Genomic DNA, 22,121 nt, shown 5'->3' on the forward strand with positions numbered 1-22,121 from the left:
TACCCACATTCATGTGAAAAACTCAACACCCCACTCTAACAAAAAAATCACCCAAACCCCCAATAAAAACCCCCGACAAAAAAGGTTCCGACGCGCACACAACGCATCGGAACCTTTAAACACCAAACAGCCGCCAGGCTACGACGGAATCTGGCCAAACACATGGCGGCGAACCCACGCATGCATCGCAATACCCGCAGCCGTCGCCGCATTCATCGAACGCGTTGACCCAAACTGCTCAATCGACAGAGTATCCCTAGCCGCCGCATGCAACTCCTCCGACAAACCCGGGCCCTCCTGACCAAAAACCAGCACACACCTCTTCGGCAGATCATACGTCTCCAGGGGCACCGAATCCGGAAAAATATCAATACCAATAATTTCCAGACCCTCAGCCTGCGCCCACGCCACAAAATCCTCAATCGTCGGATGATGACGCACATGCTGATAACGATCCGTCACCATCGCACCACGACGATTCCAACGGCGACGCCCAATAATATGGACCTCCTTCGCCAACATCGCATTCGCAGTACGCACCACCGTGCCAATATTCAAATCATGCTGCCAATTCTCAATCGCCACATGAAAATCATGGCGGCGCGTATCCAGGTCAGCAATAATCGCGTCCATCGACCAGTAACGGTACTTATCCACCACGTTACGGCGGTCGCCCTCACGCAGCAGCTCCTCATCCCAATGGTCGCCCTCAGGCCACGGACCCTCCCACGGGCCCACACCCACCTCAAAACGGGCAGTACCCTGCTCAGTACCCTCAACAGCCTCAGCTACAGCCGCCTCAGCAGGCACAGCCTCAGCAGGTACAGCCTCAGCAGGTACAGCCTCAGCCGCCTCACGATTCTCAACCATCACAACCACCTTCACGCCAACAACCAGCGCCACTCCGGCGCCCACAGAGCCATCTTACAGACAAAAACCCGCACCACCAGCCACACACAGTAGCCAGCGGCACGGGTTCACCCGCCGCAGCGGAACGTCTTAAAAATTCACGAGGTCCTAGTCCAAGCTAGTAGAGACTAGTCCAGGCCCAGCTCATCCTTCGAGTACGCGTACAGGCACGGAACGCCCGCAACCTCTTCCACATGCTCCTTAGCGCCGGTCGCACGGTCAACAATCACAGCAACCGCCACAACCTCAGCGCCAGCCTTACGCAGCGCCTCAACAGCAGTCAGCGCAGAACCACCGGTAGTGGAAGTGTCCTCAACAGCAACCACGCGGCGACCCTCAACGCTCGGGCCCTCCACCTGACGGCCCATGCCGTAAGACTTCTGAGCCTTACGCACCACAAACGCGTCAATCGCACGGTCCTGATCACCAGCGGCACGCATAATCGCGGTACCCACCGGGTCAGCGCCCATGGTCAGGCCGCCAGCAGCCTCAAACTCGATGCCGTTCTTATCCAGCAGGTCCAGCATGACCTGACCAACCAGGCGAGAAGCCTCGTGGTGCAGGGTGATGCGGCGCAGGTCAACGTAGTAGTCGGCTTCCTTGCCGGAGGCGAGGACCACGTGCCCGCGCACCACAGCCAGCTCAGAAATCAGCTGGCGCAGGCGTTCACGGGCTTCTTCAATGGGGAGATTTTCAGAAAGCTTAGTCATAGTTCAAGTGTAGCGGCTCACGTACAGGCGGCGCAGGCTATTCCCTGCACTATTCCAGCCCTAGGCTATTCCACCACGCGACCCACCGACGGCGGCAACGCAGCACGCAACTTCGTCAGCATCTCCTCATACTCGGCGGTCGGGTCGGAATCAGCCACGATAGCGCCACCGGCGGCAAGAGTCACCGTGCCCTCATCGTGCGCCACGAGCGTGCGAATCACAATCGACAGGTTCGCCGAACCATCCGCCGACACAAAACCCAAAGCACCCGAATACACGCCGCGAGCGCGACCCTCCAGGCCCTCAATAATCTGCATGGTCGAAGGCTTCGGCGCACCCGTCATCGAACCACCCGGGAAGCACGCCCGCGCGGCAGCCACCGCGCTCACGCCCTCACGCAGACGCGAACTGACCGTAGACACCAGCTGATGCACCGTCGAGTAGCTCTCCACACCCATGAGCACCGGCACGCGCACGGACGCCGGGTCAGACACCGTGGACAGGTCATTACGCAACAGATCCACGATCATGAGGTTCTCGGCGCGGGTCTTCTCATCGGTACGCAACCAGGCTGCGGCAGCCTCATCTTCTTCCGGGGTGGCGCCACGCGGTACCGTGCCCTTAATCGGCTTTGTCTGGGCATTACGCTGCTCATCCACACTCAAAAAACGCTCCGGCGAGGAAGAGAGCACCGAAAAATCGCCGCACCGCAGATACGCCGCATAGGGTGCCGCATTGTGGGCGCGCTGGCGGCGGTACAGCTCAAAGAAAAGCTCCGGGCTCGGATTCTGGATGCGCGCGACCGTCTGCGCGGTCAGGCACACCTCGTAGCTGTTACCCTCGTAGATTTCGTGCTGACTAGCGCGAACAGCGTCCATGTAGGCTTCCGCGGCGGGTGCAGGAAAGAGCAGAGGCTCGGTAAGCTCAGGGGCATTTACGGGGGTATTTTCGGAGGCGCACTCCCCCGCCGCAGTCAGCAGCTGTTCCGCCACCTCACACCACGACTCATCGCCCACCAGCCAGCTACGCGCCGCAACCCCCGGGCGGGCATACTCATGCACCAGATAGCGGACCGCCGGCAACCACAGAGAATCCGGGGTCGGCGCCTCATGCGCCGGCAGGTAGCCGGGCACCGGGTGGCCGTGCTCCATGCCCATGGCGGCACGCGCCTCATAGCCGAAATAGCCCACGTAACCGCCACGCAAACCCGCGGGCAGACCGGTTGCCGCCGCGACATCCGGGTGCACGCGCAGTGCGCAGGCGAGCGCCGCCTCCAGCTGGGCGAAGGGGTCTTCCCCGCCAGACTCAGCCGCCGCACGCGCCGAATCCACGCACAGGGGCGACAGCTGCGCCGGGACCACACCCACATACGAGGCGACCGACATGGGCGACTCCTCGCGCGCCGAATCCAGCCAGAAGGAATACTCGGCACCACCGGTCAGCAGCGGGTACGCCTCCTCGCAGTTCACCGCGAAAGGAAGCGGGCGCACGGCAAGCTCCCGCGTCTGCGCATCCCACGGGATGCTCTGCAGAATACTCGGCAGGGCATGAGGGGACGCAGAAGCGGGAGCGTTCGGGGTAGAAAAAATACGGTCCGCGGAAGTTTCAGTCACGGACTCCATTGTATGGCGTGCAGGCGAACTGGCGGTTTAGTGAACGACTGCGGGTGCTTCGCCGTTTTCGCTGGTCATCGGCAGACCGGCAGCGAACCATGCGCTGGTGCCGCCCGCAATGTTGTGTGCGGCGTAGCCGTGCTCGCGCAGGAAGGTTGCCGCGCGGTTCGAACGGCCGCCGCCGTGGCAGATGACGTAGAAGTCCTCGCCGGGTGCGGGCAGTTCTTCCAGACGCTCAGCGATGGTGCCGAGGGTGATGTGCTTGGCGCCGGTGGCGTGGCCGCCCTCCCACTCGTAGTCTTCACGCACGTCGATGATGGTTGCGCCTGCGGGAACGTCGCGGGGGTCAACCTGGGGTACAGCAGTCATGGGGTTCTCCTTTGAATTGAACTAGCCTTTGAAATGAACTAGGACGGGCCGGTCGGCACGACGGGGTGCCGGGTGGGCATAGTTGTGGTTCCACTCTATCGCTTTGGGGGTGTGCGGCGCATCTAGCCCGGTATTTGGGGGTTTGTGAGACTCGGAAATGATGCATACGAAAAAATCGAAATGATTTTTCATGCACTGATTGATAGTTCAATCTTTGAAATACATGAACACAATATGTATACATATGCACCCACAAGGGTATAGACTTAAACACATATTGCCCGGGTCACACAGAACCCCGGGCTTGCACAGAAAAGAATTACCACCATGTCTCACACCATCACAGGTGCCGAACCCAAGGAAACCAAGACCTTCTTCGGCCACCCGAGCATGCTCGCGAACCTGTTCACCGTAGAAATGTGGGAGCGCTTCTCCTTCTACGGCATGCAGGGCATCATGATCTACTACCTGTACTACACCGCCGACAAGGGCGGCCTGGGCCTCGACAAGGACCTCGCCACCGGCGTTATCGGCGCGTACGGTGCAGTCGTGTACCTCATGGCAATCCTCGGCGGTATCCTCGGTGACCGCATCCTCGGCCCCGAGCGTACCCTCTTCTACTCCGCCATCGGCATTATGGCGGGTCACATCTCCCTCTCCCTCATCCCCGGCGTGCCCGGCGTGGTGATTGGTCTGCTGCTGGTCGCTATCGGCTCCGGCGGTCTGAAGAGTAACGCATCCGTGCTGGTCGGTTCGCTCTACAGCGACAACGACTCACGCCGCGACGCAGGCTTCACCATCTTCTACATCGGTGTGAACACCGGTGCACTGCTCGGCCCGATCCTGACCGGTTGGGGCTGGAGCACCTGGGGCTTCCACATGGGCTTCGGTTTTGCCGCAATCGGTATGGCTGCCGGCCTGATTCAGTACTCGCTGACCCGCAAGAACCTGCCCGCCTCCGTACACCACGTGGGCACCCCCTTCACCGGCGCCCAGAAGCGTAACTTCTTCCTGGCACTGGTCGGTATCGTCGTCGTTCTCGGCATCCTGCTGGCAACCGGCCTGATGACCGCAGACAACCTCAAGAACTGGGTCATGGGCTTCATCTTCATCGGCGCTATCGCCCTGTTCGCACAGATGCTGACCGCCAAGGACGTCACCTCCGATGAGCGTTCCCGCGTCACCGCATTCATCCCCCTGTGGATTGCAAACGCCGTGTTCTGGGCACTGTACCAGCAGCAGTTCACCGTCATGGCGGTGTACTCGGATGAGCGCCTCAACTGGAACATCCTGGGCATGGAGCTGAGCCCGAACCTGGTCAACTCCATCAACCCGATCTTCATCATCGTCTTCGGCATGATGTTCTCCGCCCTGTGGACCAAGTGGGGCGACCGCCAGCCGGTCACCACCCTGAAGTTCTCCGCAGCGCTGATTATTATCGGTCTGGCGTTCTGGATCTTCCTCACCCAGGCGGGCGTTCAGAGCGTGAACGTCGGCTGGATCGTGCTGATTCTGTTCGTCTGCACCATCGCCGAGCTGATCATTTCGCCGGTGGGTATTTCGCTGGCGACCAAGCTCGCACCGAAGGCGCACCGCGTGAACATGATGGCGCTGTATTTCACCTCCGTAGCAATGGGTACCGTGCTCTCCGGTTGGCTGGCTCCGTTCTACAGCATGGAAACTGAAGTTCCCTACTTCACCTGGATGGGCATTATCACCATCGCGACCGGTGTGCTGCTGTTCCTGGTGCACAAGCCGGTTCAGAAGCTCATGCGCGGCGTGAAGTAACCGCATTTGCCTGTACCGCTGACTCGCTGCTTTCGGGCGGCGTGATCGTGTAGGCGAACGCATATAGGCTAGGGCCCCGAATCCTTGAATTACCAAGGGTTCGGGGCCCCTACTGTACGCCCTGGTACATGCCCCGGCGTATACCCCGGCGCCGGAGCGCTGGAATGTTTGGGGAGGTTCAGGAGGGCGGGTTTAGGGGCGTTCGGGGCGTTTTCCTTAATGAGACAATCCGCGCAGATTTTCTTATTAAGCGCCTTAATAAGAAAATCGAAGTGTATTGTCTTATTAAGACCCCCACCCCACGACCAGCAACCAACACGCAGGAGGAGGAACCATGCCCTCAGCCATCACCTGGCCCGCCCTCACATGGGAGCCGCAAACCCCCTGGGTGCACCGGGACGCCCTCGCCTCCCGACGAGCAACGCGCCGCAACTCCGGCACCTTCTCCAGCGCCGTACCCGCCTCCATTGCTGAGCTCAACATCGAACTCAGCCCCGCACTGCGAGCGCGCCTCCAAGAGAACGCCACCGCAATGACCCGCTTCGATGAGCGGCTCCACCACATCGGCAGCATACCCTTCTCCGCGGTTCTTCTGCGCGGCGAATCCGCCTCCAGCTCGCAAATTGAAAACCTCACCGTTAGCGCACGCAGGCTCTCGCTTGCCGTCCTGGGTGCAAGCGGGTCGAAGGTCGGTGTTAACGCCGAGCTGGTGGCGCGCAATGTTCACGCCATGCGTGCAGCCCTAAACACGGCAGAGAACATTAGTGTCGATAACATTCTGGCGATGCACCGCGAACTGACTCGCGGCCTGCAGCAGGACTCCGGCGTGCTTCGCACCCAGTGGGTGTGGATTAAGGGTGATTCACCCGTGACCGCCGACTACGTGGCACCGCATCACGAGCGGGTTCCTGCCGCCCTCGAAGACCTTGTAGCCTTCATGAACCGCCGCGATATTGACCCCCTCGCACAGGCGGCTATCGCGCACGCCCAATTTGAGACAATCCACCCCTTCACCGACGGCAACGGTCGAACCGGGCGAGCCCTCATCTCCGCGCTCCTGCTCGCCCGCGGCGTCACCCGCCACGTGATTCTGCCCGTCTCCTCCGGCCTGTTGCACGATACCGAAGGGTACGTTCAGGCGCTCACCGACTACCGTGCAGGCGACGCCGAACCCATCATCGAGCTCTTCATCGACGCCACGCAGAAGGCAATCACCAACGCAGAAATCCTGGCGCAAGACATTGAAATCTTGCGCGATGAGGTGCTGTCCATTGCCCAGCGCAAAACCCCTCTCCTGCGTTCCCTCGCCGACCTGTGCTGCACCGAGCCCGCCTTCACCGCGCGCATGGTGGAGGAGCACACGCAGGGGTCGAAAGCCAGCGTGTACCGCCTCCTCAACCGCATGGTGGAGCTGCAGATTCTGCGTGAAGAACGCGTCAAAATTCAGGGGCAAAAAGTGTGGACTGTCCCCGCTCTCAACCGCGCCCTCGACGACTTTGCAGCACGAGCGGGACGGCGCGGATAGATGCGCCTCCGGGTTCGATAACCCACGCGAAAATTCTGCGGCTGTAGGCGGGTTCCCATGCACGGAACTGTGACGATTTATGTCTCCGCATGAACACACATGACGAACATTAGAGTCAAAAAGGACGTATTAAGCCACGAACAGAAATCTACTAGACAGCCCTCAACCACGGGTCTAAGGTGAATCCATAACAAACCGGAAGGCCCCTTCCGGAACAACCCTTCAACCCTTAGCCGAGGAGAAAATCATGGCACTTTACCTGGTAGAACTGACCCCCGCACAGCCGTCCAAGGACGAAGCAACCGCACTCATCGAGACCGTCAACTCGTCCCTGACCAACGGCGCCGAGCTCATCGAAACCCAGGTCTCCGCAGACCACAAGATCGTCTTCGTCATCGTCGAATCCGAGAACACCGCATTCGGCCCCGACCTCGCCGCAGCAATCGGTGAGCGCGCAGCCGTCGCAGGCCCCGACGCAGTCCGCCTGGTCGGCGCAGAGCTCGAAGACATCAAGAAGCTCAAGAAGGACGCAGACTACCTGGTTGAGTGGGACATCCCCGCAGAGATCACTATGGAACAGTACCTGACCCGCAAGAAGGCAAACGCCCCCAAGTACGCTGAAGTACCCGAGGTTTCCTTCCTGCGCACCTACGTTCGCGAAGACACCGCCAAGTGCCTCTGCTTCTACGACGCACCCGACGAAGAAGCTGTTGTTCGCGCCCGTAAGGCCGTCAGCACCCCCATTGACCGACTGTTCAAGCTGCACGCATAGACGCGATGCTCCCCTCTTAGGAGAAACCCCATGTCTGAGTTCACTCTCGAACCCCTCTACGACTACCCCCAGCGCGAGCAGGTGCTCGCACTCGCCCAAACCCACGCTAACGCGGTTGACCGTGGCGAGCGTTCCCCCTTCGAAAACCTGCGCGAAATCGCTAAGGACGGCCTGATTACCCTGGGCCGCGACGGCGGCTCCCTGGTCCCCCAGGTTTCGGTAGCGTTCGACCTTGCCACTGAGGATGCCTCGACGGCGTTCTCCCTGTGGGCTCACCGCTCCACCATCGCGTTCTTTGACGCTGTGGGTCGCGAACTGCCCGAGGGCCTGTCGGATGCGACCGTCAGCGGCACCACCGCAATGGCGGCGGCCTACAAGGAAGCTTCGGGCCTGGCACCGATCAAGGTTGAGGGCACCCTCGTTGAGGGCGGCTTGAAGCTGAACGGTTCCGTGTCGTGGGCGTCGAACCTGTATCCGGGCGGCGTGATTGTTCTTCCGGTGGCTGTGCAGAACGCCCCGGAGAGCCACCCGAACCGCTACATCGTGACGGTTCGCCAGGATGTTGAGGGTCTGAGCATTGACTACCACCGCAACCTGCTGGCGCTGAACGGCACCGAGTCCGGCACCCTGAAGTTCGAGGACGTTTTCGTTCCGAGCGAGGACATTCTGAGCGACAACATTGAGGCGTTCCTGCACGATGTGACCGCGCCGTTCCTGCTGGTTCAGTCGTCGTTCTGCCTGGGTCTTGCCGCTGGCGCCCTGCAGGAGGCTGCTAAGCACCTGGACGTCTCTCAGGGCGTATTCCGTCCTGAGTTCCCGCTGATTCTGACCGAGTACCAGAGCCTGCGTGAGGAACTGATTCGTCTGGCGTCTGAGCCGGAGCGTGCTGAGCGTCGTGACCTGCTGAGCCTGCGCCTGGGTGTTTCGCACTTTGCAACCATTGCTACTCACTTTGAGCTGCAGGTTGTTGGAGGCGCCGGTTACGTGGCTGATTCCCCGACGGCTCGCCGCCTGCGTGAGGCGACGTTCCTGCCGGTTCAGTCCCCGACCGAGGGTCACCTGCGTTACGAACTGGCGCGTTACGATCACTTGGAGAACCTGCGTGACGCTCTCTAAGCCACTGAGCTAGCTGTAGCGAGTGTTTTTATTCGCTCTTTGCATCAATACCCTGTATATGCGATTTATTGCATATACAGGGTATTGATGCTTTCTGGGTTATATACGCGACATAGAGCCCACGATAAGAGAATATATGCACCACTCAACGTATCCCTGCTCATATTTACAGCCGTTTAGCTGTGACCCACGCTTGTATACGCGTAGAATGATGTGGAATTTTATACACCACCACATTCACCTCAGGAGCTCCCTTTGAGCATCTCTAAGCTTCTCGGCTTTGACTGGTCGATCCACGGCGACGGCCGCAGCATCAAGCCCGGTTCCTTCGTTGCCCCGAACGAGCGCCTCGCATGGCCGATTACCATCGGTATCGGCGCGCAGCACGTGGTCGCAATGTTCGGCGCGACCTTCCTCGTGCCGATTATTACCGGCTTCCCGCCGGCAACCACCCTGTTCTTCTCGGGTATCGGTACGGTCCTGTTCCTGCTGATTACCCGCGGACGCGTCCCCTCCTACCTGGGTTCCTCGTTCGCATTCATTGCACCCCTGGCGGCTGCTATGAACTCGCACGGCCCGGCCGGTGCCCTAGGCGGTATCGTCATGGCGGGTGCGGCGCTGTTCCTGGTCGGCCTAATCGTTCAGTTCGCTGGCACCGGCTGGCTCACCAAGCTCATGCCCCCGGTCGTGACCGGTTCGATTGTGGCGCTGATTGGCTTCAACCTGGCAAAGAGCGCTAAGGACAACTTCATGGTGGCACCGGTGACCGCGCTGGTGACCCTGTGCTCCATCATCCTGATTTCGGTGCTCTTCAAGGGCATCATTGGCCGCCTGTCCATCCTGCTGGGTGTGGGTATCGGCTACATCACCGCCGTGATTCGCGGTGAGGTAGACTTCTCCAAGATTGACAAGGCTGTGCAGACCCAGGGCATCATTGGCCTACCGCAGTTCCAGACCCCCGAGTTCCACTGGGAGCTCGCAGGCCTGTTCATCCCCGTGATTCTGGTGCTCGTGGCTGAGAACATCGGTCACGTGAAGTCGGTGGCTCAGATGAGCGGCGAAAACCTGGACGACTACTCCGGCCGCGCCCTCATGGCGGACGGCCTGGCAACCACCATCGCAGGCATGGGTGGCGGTTCGGGTACCACCACCTACGCTGAGAACATCGGTGTTATGGCTGCAACCAAGGTGTACTCCACCGCGGCGTACTGGGTGGCTGCTATCTTCGCGATTGTTCTGTCGCTCTTCCCGGGCTTCGGCGCGGCTATTGCGTCTGTTCCTGCGGGTGTTCTGGGCGGTGCCGCAACCGTGCTGTACGGCATGATCGGTATGCTCGGTGTTCGTATTTGGAGCGAGAACCGCGTGAATTTCTCGAACCAGATTAACCTGACCACCGCCGCTGTGGCGCTGATTGTGGGTATCGCGGACTACACCTGGACCTTCGATGGGATGACCTTCGCCGGTATTGCTCTGGGTACCGCTGCGACCCTGATTATCTTCCACCTGATGACCTTCATTGCGAAGTACACGAAGGCTGCTGGCGACCCGCTGGAGCCCTTCGACCCTGAGAAGAGCACTGAGGGACACTAAGTTCTTCACCGCCCGTTGGAGTAATTCTCCTGAGGCGTAGGCTGTAGAAAAGCGGCCCGGATGGATTGGTTTCCATCCGGGCCGCTTTTGCATGTTAGCCCGATATTCGGTTAGGCCAGGCGGTATGTCGTATTGCGGTTACCTCGACCACCTTCACGCACGATTACGCCCTCTTGAAGGAGCTTCGTGAGGACGTACCGGACCTGCGGCTTCTGCAGCTCAGCAAAAGGCTCAGGTAGCACAGCCATGATGTCCTCGATACCGGCGGGGTAACGCAGCGAGCGCAGGGCGAGGAGCACCGCCTCCTGACGGTTACTAGGAACCGTAGGCGACGATTGGCGCGGGTCTACTTCCGACTTCTGCTGCGGTGAACCAACATCGGCGGCACAAGCACCAGCCAGAGGCTCCCTGCTAATAATCGCAGTAAAACGAATGACCCCATCAACGAATTGGATGGGTTTCAGCCCTGCCTGACGCACCGCCTCCTGGGCAGTGTAGATGCCGCTACCTTCACCTTCGATGACGCGGTATCCGTCTTCAGGGGTTGTTACATGCGTGCAGATGTCATACAGGCGGTCATTCACGCGGGAGCGTTCGCCGTACTCTTGCAGACGCTGGAGAGTGATTCCGTATAGACCACCAGGGTTCTCTACAGAGATTCGGTCGGGGAAAATCCTGACGCGCACCTCTTCGGTATCTGCTTTGGGGTTGAGGCTGCGGTGTACGAGTGCATTCGACAGGATCTCGCGAAGGGCAATATCGGGTACTTCCTGCCCGTTGATGAGGTGCCCGTTGGACAGTTCGACAACCGGGTGTGCCAGGTTCCGCTTGACCCATGCCAGAGTCTCTTCGAGCATCGCGGGGATGGGGCCATCCGCCTCGAATTTGTCGAGGTTGCGGGCTTTACCGCTTGGGTCGATGACGACTCCGGTGACTTTGAGCGAGGGCCTGAACTCCTGAGGGTAAGAACCCAAGGCGTACAAGCCCGCAAGGGAAAGATTATTGGTTCCGAGGGCAATAATTCCCTTACGGCGGAGGACTTCTTCATCGGAGCTTCCGGCGAGGCGGCGTGATTTAGCACGGACGTCTCGCAGATAAGCAGTTTTGAGGCCTTCGTCTAGGTCAGCCAGGGAGGTGTATTCTACCGGCTCCTCATCGAATCCGGTGCGTGTCCGCTGAGCCACCATCAGGTCGGTTTCGTGGCGGCTCATTTCGTGGTCACCGTCGCCGGAACGCACGTACGCTTTACCGCCAATGTAGGCGGGGCGTTCGTAGGGAGGTAGCGGGGGGACTGCGGCAACAAAGATTTTGGCGTCTTCGTAGAGGATGGTGCCGGATTCCATGGTGTTCGGCGGCTTGAGGCCCCTGCGGAGCTTGTTGCCGAGGGTTTTTTCTAGGTCTGCAGGATCGTATACGCCTACAGGTGCAAAGTCATTATTCTCGTCGAGGCCGCAGATAATGATTCCGCCCGTGGAACTATTGGAGAAGCTACTCAGGGTTGCGTCTAGGCTTCCCGGGTAGCCTCCGTGGGCTTTTTTAACCTCAATAAACTGCGTATCGCTACCGTGGGTGCGCAGTAGTTTGATGGTTTCAGCAAGCCATTCGGGGGTCCATTCCACGTTGTTCATACAAAAATTTTAGTCTAGACACAAATCAGATGTAAATCAGACACAAAAATTTGAGTCTAGACATAAATTTTTATGTCTAGACTCAAATTTTTTATGTGTAGACATAAAAGTTTATGTCTGAGTTATGTCTGCGGAGGCTGACCCAGCCGCTAGTGCTGGATAGCAGTGCTAGGCGGCTAGGACCGTTCGGCGAGCATCGCCTCAATCGTCTGTGCCACACCGTCCTCATGGAAGGGCGGGCAGGTGCGCCCCACCCTCGCAATGAGCGCCGGCTGCCCCGAGGCCATAGCAAAGCCTTCCCCCGCCCAGCAGAGCATCTCAGCATCGTTCGGCATGTCGCCGAAGGCCATCACCTCGTGCGCCTCAATGCCGTGGCGTGCCGCGAACTTCTCCAAAATCCGCCCCTTATTCACGGTCTTAGAGCCCATCTCGACGAGCGGCTCACCAACCACGCCGCGGGTCACCGACACCAGCGAACCCACCGCCTGATGCACGCGCGCCTGCAGAATATCGGGGTCCATGCCGGGCACACGAATCAGGTACTTAATGACCGGGGTTGATCCGATACGTTCGAGCGCCTCGACGATTTTCGCCTCCACCACGCGGGCGCCCTCAAGCACCTCACCGCCCTCGTGCGGGCCCTGAATGTAGACGGTGTCCACGGTTTCGAGGGTGTAGGTGGCGTCGGGGAACATGGGCTCCAGCAGCTCATGAGTACGGGCAATCACCACCGGATCAGCGCCGTTGACTTCTTCCACCTCGTTCGCGCCCAGGTGGTACACCACGGCACCGTTGGAGCAGATGGCGTAGGAGTCGAAGTCGGTCTGCTCGCGCAGGGGCGTGAGCCAGCGGCTCGGGCGGCCGGTGACGAAGACGATATCGATCCCGGCGGCGCGGGCGGCCTCAAGGGCGCGCAGGGTCCGCGGACGGAACCGGAAGTCGTGCCCGATGAGAGTGCCGTCCAGGTCGCTGGCGATGAGTTTAATCATGCAGTGTTTGCCTTCAGTGGTGGGGTGTATCGGTGCTGGTCAAGGCGTTACTGGCGGAGAGTAGCGCCAATTGTCGTGGTGCTGTTTAGGCCGCCGGTTCCGCGTAGGTGACGGTCAGGAACGCGCGACCCAGGCCGTGGCCAAGCAGGTTAAAGTTCACGACAGCGGGGCTGGCGTTCTCGTCAATATCGAGCTTCTCCACATCCACGGCGGTGACGCAGAAAATGTAGCGGTGCGGGCCGTGACCAGCCGGAGGGGCAGCGCCCAGGAAGCCCGCCACACCGGCGTCGTTGCGGTGCGTCAGGGCGCCGGCGGGTGCATCCGCGCCAGTGTCAATGCTGGTCACGTTGGCGGGAATATTGGAGACGGTCCAGTGCCAGAAGCCGCTGGGGACCGGCGCATCCGGGTCGAAGCAGGTCAGCACGAAGGACTTGGTGCCCTCGGGGAAGCCGCTCCAGGACAGCTGCGGGGAGCGGTCCTGACCGCCCGCCACGCCAAAGAGGGCGGAGCGCATCCATTCGGGGGCGGTGCCGCCGTCCTGAACGTCGGTGGAGGTCAGGGTGAATTCAGGCAGTTCGGGCAGGCCCGCGTAGGGTTCGCGGGGCAGGGGTGCGGTGCCGATGTTGGTCATGGTGCTCCTCAGCGTTGGGGTGCGGGTGGATATGGCGACGCCGGCGGACAGAGTGAGCTATCCGCCGGCGAGGCGTGCATTTTTAGCCGTTGAGTACGGCGTCGAGTTCTTCACGGGTGGGCGGGTTAGCGCCCGCGCGGGAGACGGTGATGCCGGCCGCGGTTGCCGAGAAACGCAGCAGGTCGGCGATGTCTTCGGCGGTCAGTGCGGCAACCTTGGCGCGCGCCTCAGCGCCGGCGATACCGCGGTCGAGCAGGCCCGCAACGAGTGCCGCCATGAGGGAGTCGCCGGCACCAACAGTGTCCGCAACCTCAACGCGGTGTGCGGGCTGGCTGATGCCCTCGGGGTACTTCTTGGTGAAGGCGATGGGGCCGTCCTCGCCACGGGTGATGACCATCAGCTCGGCGCCGAGGTCAAGCCACGCGCGTGCGGTGTCGTCGAGGGAGCGGTCGGGGTAGAGCCACTGCAGGTCCTCGTCGGATGCCTTCACTACGGTGGAGAGGGACACGAACTTTTCAGCCCATGCGCGGCCCTCGTCGACGTTGTGGATGAGGGTGGGGCGGCAGTTCGGGTCGTAGCTGAGCAGGGCGCTGTCGCGGGCTGCTTCGAAGGCTGCTGCGACCACGTGCGCGCCGGGTTCGAGCATGGCTGCGATGGAGCCGGTGTGCACTGCGTCGGAGGTGCGTGCCAGTTCGGTGAGCTTCTCAGCGACGGAGTCGAGGGACCAGGTGATGTCGAATTCGTACTCTGCCGCGCCGTCGGCACCGATGGTTGCCTGGGCGACGGAGGTGCGCTCAGCACTGTGTTCGAAGGGCAGGGTCACCTGGGATGCTTCCAGGTGTGCGTCAATGCTCTTGCCGTAGGCGTCGGGGCCGTAGTGGCCGACGAAGTTGGTGGGGTGGCCGAGGCGGCGTGCGCCCACGGCTACGTTCATGGGCGATCCGCCGGGGTAGGCGCGGGTTTCTCCGTCGTGCTGGTGGACGACGTCTACGAGTGCTTCACCGATTACAGTCAACATGGTTTCAATTTTACCTATGTTTTCCCATGTCGTGGGGTGTGTTTTTGTGGGTATTTGAAGTGGTTTTACTTTTCCTTTTGAGGGCTTGTGTTGGCTTGCCGGGCGGGTGCAGGAACTGACTTTTACCTCTTCTGACTTTTAGCCCCAATATCACTAATTTTGAGGCTCTAGAGGGGTTCGCACGGGTTAGACTTAAACCGACGCCGGGTCTTTAACGCCCGGCACGGTATTGACGCGACAGCACCGTCGCGCCTACCCTCCAACGACGAAGTTAGGAAGAAGGTCATACGTGACGACTGCAACCGCTACCTGGGTTAACCGTGAGGCTACCGCAGAGGAGCTGATCCCCCTCATCGGTAAGCTGCACCGCGAGAACGGTGTGGTGCTGAGCATTCACGGCCGTAGCCTGGTCAACAAGTCTGTCATTGAGCTGCTGAAGCTGCACGATTTTGTATCTCACATTGATGGTGCACCTCTGAACCCCGCACACACCCTGGAGCTGGTTCGCGCTCTGGCTGAGCTGAACCTGGGTGCATGCTCGATTAACATTGCTGCTCTGCACAAGGCTCACCGTGAGGCTGGCTCCCCCGAGCTGTCCATGTGGCTGCCCGAGCAGCTGGGTTCCTCCGTGAACCACCAGGGCGACCAGCCTAAGGAGCAGGACGTTGTGCTGTACGGCTTCGGTCGTATTGGTCGCCTGCTGGCTCGTATTCTGCTGGAGCGTTCCTCCTCGCCGCTGGGTTCTGGCCTGAACCTGCGTGCTGTTGTGGTGCGTAAGAATGGTGACAAGGACCTGGTCAAGCGTGCATCCCTGCTGGAGCGCGACTCGGTTCACGGCCCCTTCAAGGGCGTTATTGAGGTAGACGAAGAGAACAGCACCATCATCGCTAACGGTGTTCCGGTTCGCTTCATTTACTCCTCTGACCCGACCACCGTTGACTACACCGAGTACGGCATCAACGACGCTCTGCTGGTGGACAACACCGGCCGCTGGCGTGACGTTCCGGGCCTTGAGCAGCACCTGAACCGCCCCGGCATTTCTCGTGTTCTGCTGACCGCTCCCGGTAAGGGCGACATGAAGAACATCGTGTTCGGTGTCAACGACAACGTCATCACCGATGAGGACAAGATTCTCTCCGCAGCATCCTGCACCACCAACGCGATTACTCCGGCACTGAAGGTTCTGGATGACGCATACGGTGTTGAGCGCGGCCACGTTGAGACCGTTCACGCATTCACCAACGATCAGAACCTGATTGACAACTTCCACAAGGGTGACCGCCGCGGTCGCTCCGCTGTGCTGAACATGGTCATCACCGAGACCGGTGCTGCAAAGGCTGTTTCTAAGGCTCTGCCGCAGCTGGAAGGCAAGCTGACCGGTAACGCTATCCGCGTTCCCACCCCGGACGTCTCCATGGCAATCCTGAACGTGAAGCTGACCAAGCCCGCAGGTTCCGCTGAGGAGCTGAATGAGCTGTTCCGCCGCGAGTCCATCGACGGCGAGCTGCGCCGCCAGGTGGGCTACTCGGATTCCCCCGAGGCTGTTTCCACCGACTTCGTGGGTTCCCGCACCGCAGGTGTTGTGGACTCGCTGGCTACCGTAGTGACCGATGACTCCGCAATTGTCTACGTCTGGTACGACAACGAGTTCGGTTACTCCTGCCAGGTGATTCGCGTTCTGGAGCGTATGGGCGGCTACGACGTCCCCTCCTACCCTGCTAAGTAAGCTACCCCAGCTCATCTAGCACACATATAACAAACCCACCGGTACATATAGCCAATTGGTTATATTGCCGGTGGGTTTGTTTATGAGGTTATATACGCAAATAAGCGGTGCCGCACAGAGGCTCCGAAGAACTACGTGAGCGGTAAATTACGCCTTACGGCGGTACACCACACCCTGATGCGCCCGTAGCATGAAGCTCGAGGGCACCGGGCGGTTTGCCGCATCCACCTCAGACATGCTTATGAAGGCATGCAGGCTTAAAACCCTTACGCCTGACCGAAGACCTCGTTGAGGTGGGCAGTATAGTCAGCGAGATACTGTTCGACCTGCGGATTTTTAATCACGTCATAGCAAATAAAGGTGGGCAACTGGGTAGTCCCCATGAACTCATGGGCCTTATGAAAGTGCATATAGAGGGCATCTACCCCGAGTCCCTCAAAGAAGTCGCCCTCCCGGGTAAAAGCTTCGCGAGGCGCGTTCCACGTCAGCGACAGCATATGACGCCGCCCCTGAAGAAGACCGCCCGTGCCGTATCCTTCAGTGGGGCTGACCCTGTGGCGACCATCATTAGCGTACAGGGTACCCGCACCGGCGGTAAACACCTCGTCCATATATTTTTTTACGGTCCACGGCTCGTGCATCCACCAACCGGGCATCTGCCAGATGACCGCATCCATCCACTGGAATTTTTCTACTTCCTGGTGAATATCGTACCCGTCGTCAATCACAGTTTCTCGCACATGATGACCGAGCGCCGATAACGTATCACGGGCTACTTGATGCAGGGTGTGGTTCAGGCGACCCGCCGAGTGGGCGAATGCTTTACCGCCGTCAATCAAAAGAATATTCACTGTAGTTCACTCCTTAAACTCAACACCGCGAGAACGGTTGGCTATATTCCAGCCGCTTGTTTCATAGTACAGGGCTACTACGCTGTGAATCAGCCCTTAAAATTACCGCTTACGGTAAATTACGCCTTACGGCGGTACACCACACCCTGATGCGCCCGCAGCGTGAAGCTCGACGGTACCGGGCGGTTTGCCGCATCCACCAAATGAGAGGGAACCTTCACGGTCACATCCTTCGAGCCGGTGTTCAGTGCCGCCCAGCCGTTCGTAAACGCGCGGGTCTGCGCGGTCTTCTGCGCGATAATGCCGCCGACCGGGTCCCCCAGGTCGTAGGAGAGCTCCGGGGCGTGCGGGATCTCGTCGTAGGCGTCGTGGTGGGTTGCACTGATGCCGGTGAAGGCGCCTCCGCCGAACACCCAGAAGCCCGCCAAACCGTAGAGGAAGTTCTCATCCGTGCCGGTAATCGGAGCCTTGCGGTCACTAAGCGGGGTGCGCAGAATCGTCACCTTCTTCTGCGAGGCGGCGCTACGGCCACCCAAACCCGCAAAAGTAGTACCCAGGTTCACGTCGCCCGCCGAGCCGTTCGCAATCTCGCGGCCCTGCATCACGGCGTAAGGCGAAGACAGGTAGTCGTTCGGACCCCAGCCGAGCCACACCTCCTCAAAGCCGCCACCGTAGGCGCTGTGACGCTCCCACTTGCCGTAACGCAGACGCGACTCAGCAATATTGGGCACCAGAATCTTGCCGATCTTATTCAGCTCAATACCGGCGTAGGCGACCAGAAAATCCAGGTGCTCACGAATCTTCGTCATGGACTCCACGCCCTGGATGGGCAGGTCCAGACCGTAGTAGTCGTTCTCCACGTCGTTATCAGCCATGACCCCGTCGAAGGGTGAGTCGCGCATTTCGCGCACCACAGCGTCCACCCAGTGCCAACGATAGTCGGCGTTCCACACCTGCATCTGGAAGTGCTTGGGGTAGCCCTTCCACTCGATACGGTCACCGTTGAGGCGGTGGGCGAAGAAATCCTTACCGGAGTTCGCCATCGACTGCGCCAGCGGGTAAGACACACCCGAAGAATAGATCGGGCCGGGCTCATAAGAGCGGGTGGAAGACAGGCACTTGTACGCCAGCACCACCATTTGAGGTGCACGCTTCTTCAGGTAGCGTGCCGCGTCCAGTTCCCAGGGCTGCAGGATTGCGACAGAGTAGTTCTTGACCGCAAAATCGAGCTGCTGCTGGGTAATGGGCTTACCGCCGTAGCGGACCCAGGCACCAAATTTGCCGGGTCCGCCCAAGCGGTTGAGTTTATTCGCCATCGTACTCCGGGTCGAATTCGGGGGCGCGAGGAGGCAGCTTGCCCAGCTCGCGGTAGATCGTGTTGTAACGGTCCATGACCAGTCGCAGCTGGAAGAAGCTGATGATACGGTCGTAGGCGTTCACACAGTAGCGTTCGTAGATGCTGGGCTCCTCCATGAGGGTGCGCAGCGCCGCCGCGAAGCCGTGAATATCGCCGGGGATGGTCAAGATACCGCAGTTACCGATTTCGTGGCCGTCGGGGGCGACCAGCACATCATCGATGAGCTGGGACATACCGCCCACGTCGGTGCTGACCAGCGGGATGGACGCAGCCATCGCCTCGAGCGCCACAATCGGCTGACCCTCATTGTAGCTGGGCATGAGCAGCAGGTCGAAGCGGTCGAGCATCGCACGCACGTTCACGGTGCCGTGGAAGGTGATGTACTCGCCCATGTTGAGCTCTTCGATGGTACGCAGGCACAGTTCGTAGTACTCGGGCAGGTGGTCCTTGGGGCCGAGCACGTCCAGGTGGAAGTTCACCAGACCCTGATCGCGCAGCACCGCGAGGGAGCGAATCAGATCGGTCAGGCCCTTAATGGGCACCACGCGGGCAATGAACACAAAGCGCCACACGTGGCCGCGGCCCTCAGCGAGGATGCGGGCACGCGCCGCCTGGCGGGCGTAGTAGGCTTCCGCCACGGACTCGATGAGCATACCGTTGGGCAGAATGATCGCGCGGTCCTTCTCACCCTCGTTCATCTGGTCGATGGGCGCGCCAATACCGCGTGCCTCTTCCAGAGCCTTGGGGTACAGGTAGGTTGCCATGTCAGCGCTGGGGTAGCAGAAGCGTCCCATTTCGACGAACCAGACGGACCAGGCACGCTCGTCAAGGGTGACCGGGCCCAGGCCGGGGTGCTCACGCTCCTCGTTGAGGAAGGCGTAGTCGGTGGTGACGGGCTTCGCCATGTTGCGTTCGAGCTTGGTGTTCACGGTGTCGCGAATGTACAGGTTATGCTCGGTCAGCAGGAAGCTGGTGCCGTGGTCACGTGCGGCTGCGGCGGCGATGAGTGCAGCGTAGCCGGTGGTGTGGGCGTGGTAGACGCGGGCGTGCGGCATCCGCTCGTGCAGGATTGCAAAGAGGATGGAGACGAAGTCGCGCACCTTCCAGAAGAGCTCACCGAAGGGCACCTCGGAGAAGAAGCCCAGACCCGCAATCGCCTGCATGAACTCACGGGTTCCGAAGAGGCCGAAGAGGTTGTAGCTGCGGGTTGCGGGGTTGATGCCCTCGTCGTAGAGCTTCCAGAGGGGGTTCACGTCGCCGACGATGAGGGCACTGAAGCCGTCCATGAGGCGGTTAGTGAGTGCCTGACGCTCCGCAAAGTTCATGCGCAGTGCGGAGGGGTCGCAGGCTTCCGCGAAGGCGTCGCGGTTGACTTCCAGGCTCAGGTACAGCACCTTGACCCACTTGACGTTCTCGGGCATGCCGTAGAGGTCTTCGTGGGGGGAGTTCTTATCCCAGGCGATGTGAATAATGCCGTAGGTCAGATCCGGGTTTTCGCAGACGATATCGTGCACCACCGCAGACACGCCACCCTTGAGGTAGGGGTAGGTGGATTCCATGATGATGGCGACGTCAACGTCCGGGTATTCGGGGTCGCTGTAGTGGGGGCCGGGAGCCGGAAGCTGCAGCGGCGCGTAGTGGTTTCGGTACATCTGTTCAGTCATTGTCGTATGTATCTTTCGCGGACCGTGCGGTTCTTACCAGGCGAGGGCTCGACGCCAGAAGAGGGAGTACTCGGGGGCTGCCCACGCCTGACGGTAGACGCGGTAGCATGCGAAGGCGAGCACCGCCTCGCCCGCGATGATGGGCAGGTAGCCGGTCTCGTTGGGCAGGATCATGAAGGAGATGAAGAGCAGCACCAGGTGCGCTGCGGAGAGCAGCTGCACGGTGACGTACATGGTCATGTACTCGATCTGGTAGATCAGCAGTGCCACTGCAACGAAGAGGAACGCCACGACCAGGCCGGAGAGCGCCAGCGGGTAGGACTGCGGCAGGAAGATGAACATCAGGATGCCGGTGACAATAGCGCTGGCGATGTAAATCAGCAGGGAGTTGCGGATAGCGCGGTTGGAGGTGCGCAGAGCCTTGGAGGACTCCTCCTGAACGCCCTTGTAGGGCAGTCGGTCGAAGATAGTCCACAGGTGCTGGATGCTTGCGTTGACGCGGTCTGCTTCCACCACGAAGAAGTAGTTGTAGGCGATAACGCAGGGGATCAGGCTCAGGTAGATTGCCACGACGTTGATTTCACCGCCGGTGACCAGGAAGAGCATGTACTTATCAGCCCAGATGATGGAGCCGGTGAAGAAGCCGCGCAGGGCGTCGAGCGCAATGTCCTTGAGCGGGATGCGCGCGAAGTGCAGCAGGTGCACCAGGTCCTTACCGAGGCTCACCAACAGGATGAGCGAACCAACCAGCGGCGGCAGGAACCAGATGACGGGGTAGCAGTACAGGGCAAGAGTGTAGCCAAGCCACGCGATGAACCAGATGATGCGGTTCTTCGCGAGGTTCGGGATGACCAGCAGCTGCGCGAACGCAATGTTGAGAACGCCCAGGACGAAGAACGCACCGAATGCAGTCGGGCTCCAGTGAAGGACGAGGGCGACCGGAATTGCGAAGAGCAGCACCAGCGGCATGGTCATGAAGAAGAGGTAGAGCCAGTTGCGGGTGAACGCGGTCAGGTCGGTAATGTCCTGGAACTGCGGCTCGGACATGCGTGCGCGTACGGCTCGTGCTTCGGCGCGCTTGAGCTGGTGCTCAAGGGTTTCAGCGTGAATGCGCAGGCCTTCGCGGGCGTCCGCAATCTTCTTGTGCTCCATCTGGATAGCACGGTAAAGGGGCAGGCAGGCTGCCTGGCTGAGCCAAGGAACGGTAATGGACGCCGCCAGAATCACCTGGATCAGGGGTACACCATCAAGGTTGTACCGGTTAATGGTCGGGGTAACCATGGGGAAGACGGTGGTCAGCAGGGCGACCGGAGAGACGTAAAGCAGAAAGTTAATGAGGAGGCGCCATGCGCTATTGCTTTTTTCCTCAGTACCGTGGTTGGTAGACAATCTTGCAGACTTTCAGTCGATAATCGTAAAGATTAGGGGCAGTGTGTTTGAACAGCACCGTGTGACGCGCCAGGGGAAAGAGTCGTCGTACCGAGAAGTGCCGGGTCCCCATGGCTTGCGCTGATGCCGCCGTGAATCAATATACGGCATATATCAACTAAAACCTTTGGTTTCCTTAACCCTCTACTTGATATTTGGAGGGATTTAGGACACACCCACATAATGCGCATCACACAAGAATGCAAAACATCTAGTGAGAGCAATATTCTATGCAATATACGCGGGGTGCAACAACCTTGATTTGGGTGCTCCACGCGAGGTGCTGACGCGCTGGCACACCGGCACAAGGTTCACCCAACCAAGGATCCCCCGCACTACCTGTGCATGCACCATGTGTCCCTGCGCAAAAGCATCCCGGCCCCTCCCACCGGGAGGGAACCGGGATGCTCTAAGCGACCCTAACGGGCCTTAGCTAT

Annotated in this window: 18 protein-coding genes; 6 read left to right on the plus strand and 12 right to left on the minus strand. The window is 60.0% G+C overall.

Annotation, left to right across the window (positions count from 1 at the left end; genetic code table 11):
• Positions 1-138 precede the first annotated feature (138 nt).
• The 4 genes from HMPREF2919_RS05940 to HMPREF2919_RS05955 all read right to left on the minus strand — a co-directional run bounded on the left by HMPREF2919_RS05940 (position 139) and on the right by HMPREF2919_RS05955 (position 3,601).
• A complete protein-coding gene (locus tag HMPREF2919_RS05940) occupies positions 139-915 on the minus strand; it encodes a TrmH family RNA methyltransferase (RefSeq protein ID WP_239662183.1) in 777 nt (258 codons plus the stop codon).
• Between the two features lie 122 nt (positions 916-1,037).
• Entirely contained in the window at positions 1,038-1,619 is a 582-nt protein-coding gene (pyrE, locus tag HMPREF2919_RS05945) for an orotate phosphoribosyltransferase (protein WP_005507935.1), read from the minus strand.
• Between the two features lie 65 nt (positions 1,620-1,684).
• Positions 1,685-3,241: an aminodeoxychorismate synthase component I gene (gene pabB / locus HMPREF2919_RS05950; RefSeq protein WP_070666797.1), complete on the minus strand. Its 1,557-nt coding sequence runs from the start codon at positions 3,239-3,241 to the stop codon at positions 1,685-1,687.
• Positions 3,242-3,268: 27 nt separating this feature from the next.
• Positions 3,269-3,601, minus strand: a complete 333-nt coding sequence (locus HMPREF2919_RS05955; RefSeq protein ID WP_005504230.1) for a rhodanese-like domain-containing protein — start codon at positions 3,599-3,601, stop codon at positions 3,269-3,271.
• 327 nt (positions 3,602-3,928) lie between these two features.
• Between HMPREF2919_RS05955 and HMPREF2919_RS05960 the strand changes: the two genes are divergently transcribed.
• From HMPREF2919_RS05960 to HMPREF2919_RS05980, 5 genes are all read left to right on the plus strand, one after another.
• A complete protein-coding gene (locus HMPREF2919_RS05960) occupies positions 3,929-5,389 on the plus strand; it encodes a peptide MFS transporter (RefSeq protein WP_070666798.1) in 1,461 nt (486 codons plus the stop codon).
• Positions 5,390-5,723: 334 nt separating this feature from the next.
• The gene (locus tag HMPREF2919_RS05965) at positions 5,724-6,914 is read left to right on the plus strand and encodes a Fic family protein (RefSeq protein WP_070593543.1); all 1,191 of its coding nucleotides are present in this window, start codon (positions 5,724-5,726) and stop codon (positions 6,912-6,914) included.
• 247 nt (positions 6,915-7,161) lie between these two features.
• Positions 7,162-7,686 carry a DUF4242 domain-containing protein gene (locus HMPREF2919_RS05970; RefSeq protein WP_005507939.1) on the plus strand — a complete coding sequence of 175 codons (525 nt, stop codon included), beginning with the start codon at positions 7,162-7,164 and terminating at the stop codon, positions 7,684-7,686.
• A gap of 30 nt (positions 7,687-7,716) precedes the next feature.
• Positions 7,717-8,802 (plus strand): acyl-CoA dehydrogenase family protein, encoded by a 1,086-nt coding sequence (locus HMPREF2919_RS05975; protein WP_070593542.1) that lies wholly within the window; start codon positions 7,717-7,719, stop codon positions 8,800-8,802.
• A 255-nt stretch (positions 8,803-9,057) separates the two neighbouring features.
• Complete coding sequence (locus HMPREF2919_RS05980; RefSeq protein ID WP_070593541.1) at positions 9,058-10,392, plus strand: uracil-xanthine permease family protein; 1,335 nt, start codon at positions 9,058-9,060, stop codon at positions 10,390-10,392.
• 110 nt (positions 10,393-10,502) lie between these two features.
• Here the strand turns inward: HMPREF2919_RS05980 and HMPREF2919_RS05985 are convergent, their stop codons facing one another.
• The 4 genes from HMPREF2919_RS05985 to HMPREF2919_RS06000 all read right to left on the minus strand — a co-directional run bounded on the left by HMPREF2919_RS05985 (position 10,503) and on the right by HMPREF2919_RS06000 (position 14,658).
• Positions 10,503-12,020, minus strand: a complete 1,518-nt coding sequence (locus tag HMPREF2919_RS05985; RefSeq protein ID WP_070666800.1) for an ATP-binding protein — start codon at positions 12,018-12,020, stop codon at positions 10,503-10,505.
• 176 nt (positions 12,021-12,196) lie between these two features.
• Positions 12,197-13,009 (minus strand): HAD-IIB family hydrolase, encoded by an 813-nt coding sequence (locus HMPREF2919_RS05990; protein ID WP_070666802.1) that lies wholly within the window; start codon positions 13,007-13,009, stop codon positions 12,197-12,199.
• An 85-nt stretch (positions 13,010-13,094) separates the two neighbouring features.
• Positions 13,095-13,640 (minus strand): YbhB/YbcL family Raf kinase inhibitor-like protein, encoded by a 546-nt coding sequence (locus HMPREF2919_RS05995; RefSeq protein ID WP_049338614.1) that lies wholly within the window; start codon positions 13,638-13,640, stop codon positions 13,095-13,097.
• An 82-nt stretch (positions 13,641-13,722) separates the two neighbouring features.
• The gene (locus HMPREF2919_RS06000; RefSeq protein WP_070666804.1) at positions 13,723-14,658 is read right to left on the minus strand and encodes a carbohydrate kinase family protein; all 936 of its coding nucleotides are present in this window, start codon (positions 14,656-14,658) and stop codon (positions 13,723-13,725) included.
• A gap of 289 nt (positions 14,659-14,947) precedes the next feature.
• On the opposite strand from HMPREF2919_RS06000, the gene HMPREF2919_RS06005 reads away from it, so the two are divergent.
• The gene (locus HMPREF2919_RS06005) at positions 14,948-16,384 is read left to right on the plus strand and encodes a glyceraldehyde-3-phosphate dehydrogenase (protein ID WP_049340110.1); all 1,437 of its coding nucleotides are present in this window, start codon (positions 14,948-14,950) and stop codon (positions 16,382-16,384) included.
• Positions 16,385-16,650: 266 nt separating this feature from the next.
• On the opposite strand, the gene HMPREF2919_RS06010 is transcribed toward HMPREF2919_RS06005, so the two are convergent.
• From HMPREF2919_RS06010 to HMPREF2919_RS06025, 4 genes are all read right to left on the minus strand, one after another.
• Positions 16,651-17,235, minus strand: coding sequence for an NAD(P)H-dependent oxidoreductase (locus HMPREF2919_RS06010; protein ID WP_005504206.1), 585 nt, complete (start codon positions 17,233-17,235; stop codon positions 16,651-16,653).
• 119 nt (positions 17,236-17,354) lie between these two features.
• The gene (locus HMPREF2919_RS06015; protein ID WP_049362458.1) at positions 17,355-18,551 is read right to left on the minus strand and encodes a putative glycoside hydrolase family 15 protein; all 1,197 of its coding nucleotides are present in this window, start codon (positions 18,549-18,551) and stop codon (positions 17,355-17,357) included.
• Entirely contained in the window at positions 18,541-20,256 is a 1,716-nt protein-coding gene (pelF, locus tag HMPREF2919_RS06020; RefSeq protein WP_070666806.1) for a GT4 family glycosyltransferase PelF, read from the minus strand. Before pelF ends, HMPREF2919_RS06015 begins: the two co-directional genes overlap by 11 nt.
• A gap of 33 nt (positions 20,257-20,289) precedes the next feature.
• The gene (locus HMPREF2919_RS06025; protein ID WP_070643731.1) at positions 20,290-21,645 is read right to left on the minus strand and encodes a hypothetical protein; all 1,356 of its coding nucleotides are present in this window, start codon (positions 21,643-21,645) and stop codon (positions 20,290-20,292) included.
• Positions 21,646-22,121 lie beyond the last annotated feature (476 nt).

The sequence above is a fragment of the Rothia sp. HMSC068E02 genome, from assembly GCF_001813565.1.
Classification (GTDB): domain Bacteria; phylum Actinomycetota; class Actinomycetes; order Actinomycetales; family Micrococcaceae; genus Rothia.

Coding starts and splice junctions, on each gene's coding strand:
- HMPREF2919_RS05995 (WP_049338614.1), bottom strand. CDS start 13,640: ATGACCAACATCGGCACCGCACCCCTGCCCCGCGAACCCTACGCGGGC.
- HMPREF2919_RS06015 (WP_049362458.1), bottom strand. CDS start 18,551: ATGGCGAATAAACTCAACCGCTTGGGCGGACCCGGCAAATTTGGTGCC.
- HMPREF2919_RS05965 (WP_070593543.1), top strand. CDS start 5,724: ATGCCCTCAGCCATCACCTGGCCCGCCCTCACATGGGAGCCGCAAACC.
- HMPREF2919_RS05970 (WP_005507939.1), top strand. CDS start 7,162: ATGGCACTTTACCTGGTAGAACTGACCCCCGCACAGCCGTCCAAGGAC.
- pabB (WP_070666797.1), bottom strand. CDS start 3,241: ATGGAGTCCGTGACTGAAACTTCCGCGGACCGTATTTTTTCTACCCCG.
- HMPREF2919_RS05985 (WP_070666800.1), bottom strand. CDS start 12,020: ATGAACAACGTGGAATGGACCCCCGAATGGCTTGCTGAAACCATCAAA.
- pelF (WP_070666806.1), bottom strand. CDS start 20,256: ATGACTGAACAGATGTACCGAAACCACTACGCGCCGCTGCAGCTTCCG.
- HMPREF2919_RS05960 (WP_070666798.1), top strand. CDS start 3,929: ATGTCTCACACCATCACAGGTGCCGAACCCAAGGAAACCAAGACCTTC.
- HMPREF2919_RS06000 (WP_070666804.1), bottom strand. CDS start 14,658: ATGTTGACTGTAATCGGTGAAGCACTCGTAGACGTCGTCCACCAGCAC.
- HMPREF2919_RS05955 (WP_005504230.1), bottom strand. CDS start 3,601: ATGACTGCTGTACCCCAGGTTGACCCCCGCGACGTTCCCGCAGGCGCA.
- HMPREF2919_RS05990 (WP_070666802.1), bottom strand. CDS start 13,009: ATGATTAAACTCATCGCCAGCGACCTGGACGGCACTCTCATCGGGCAC.
- pyrE (WP_005507935.1), bottom strand. CDS start 1,619: ATGACTAAGCTTTCTGAAAATCTCCCCATTGAAGAAGCCCGTGAACGC.
- HMPREF2919_RS05975 (WP_070593542.1), top strand. CDS start 7,717: ATGTCTGAGTTCACTCTCGAACCCCTCTACGACTACCCCCAGCGCGAG.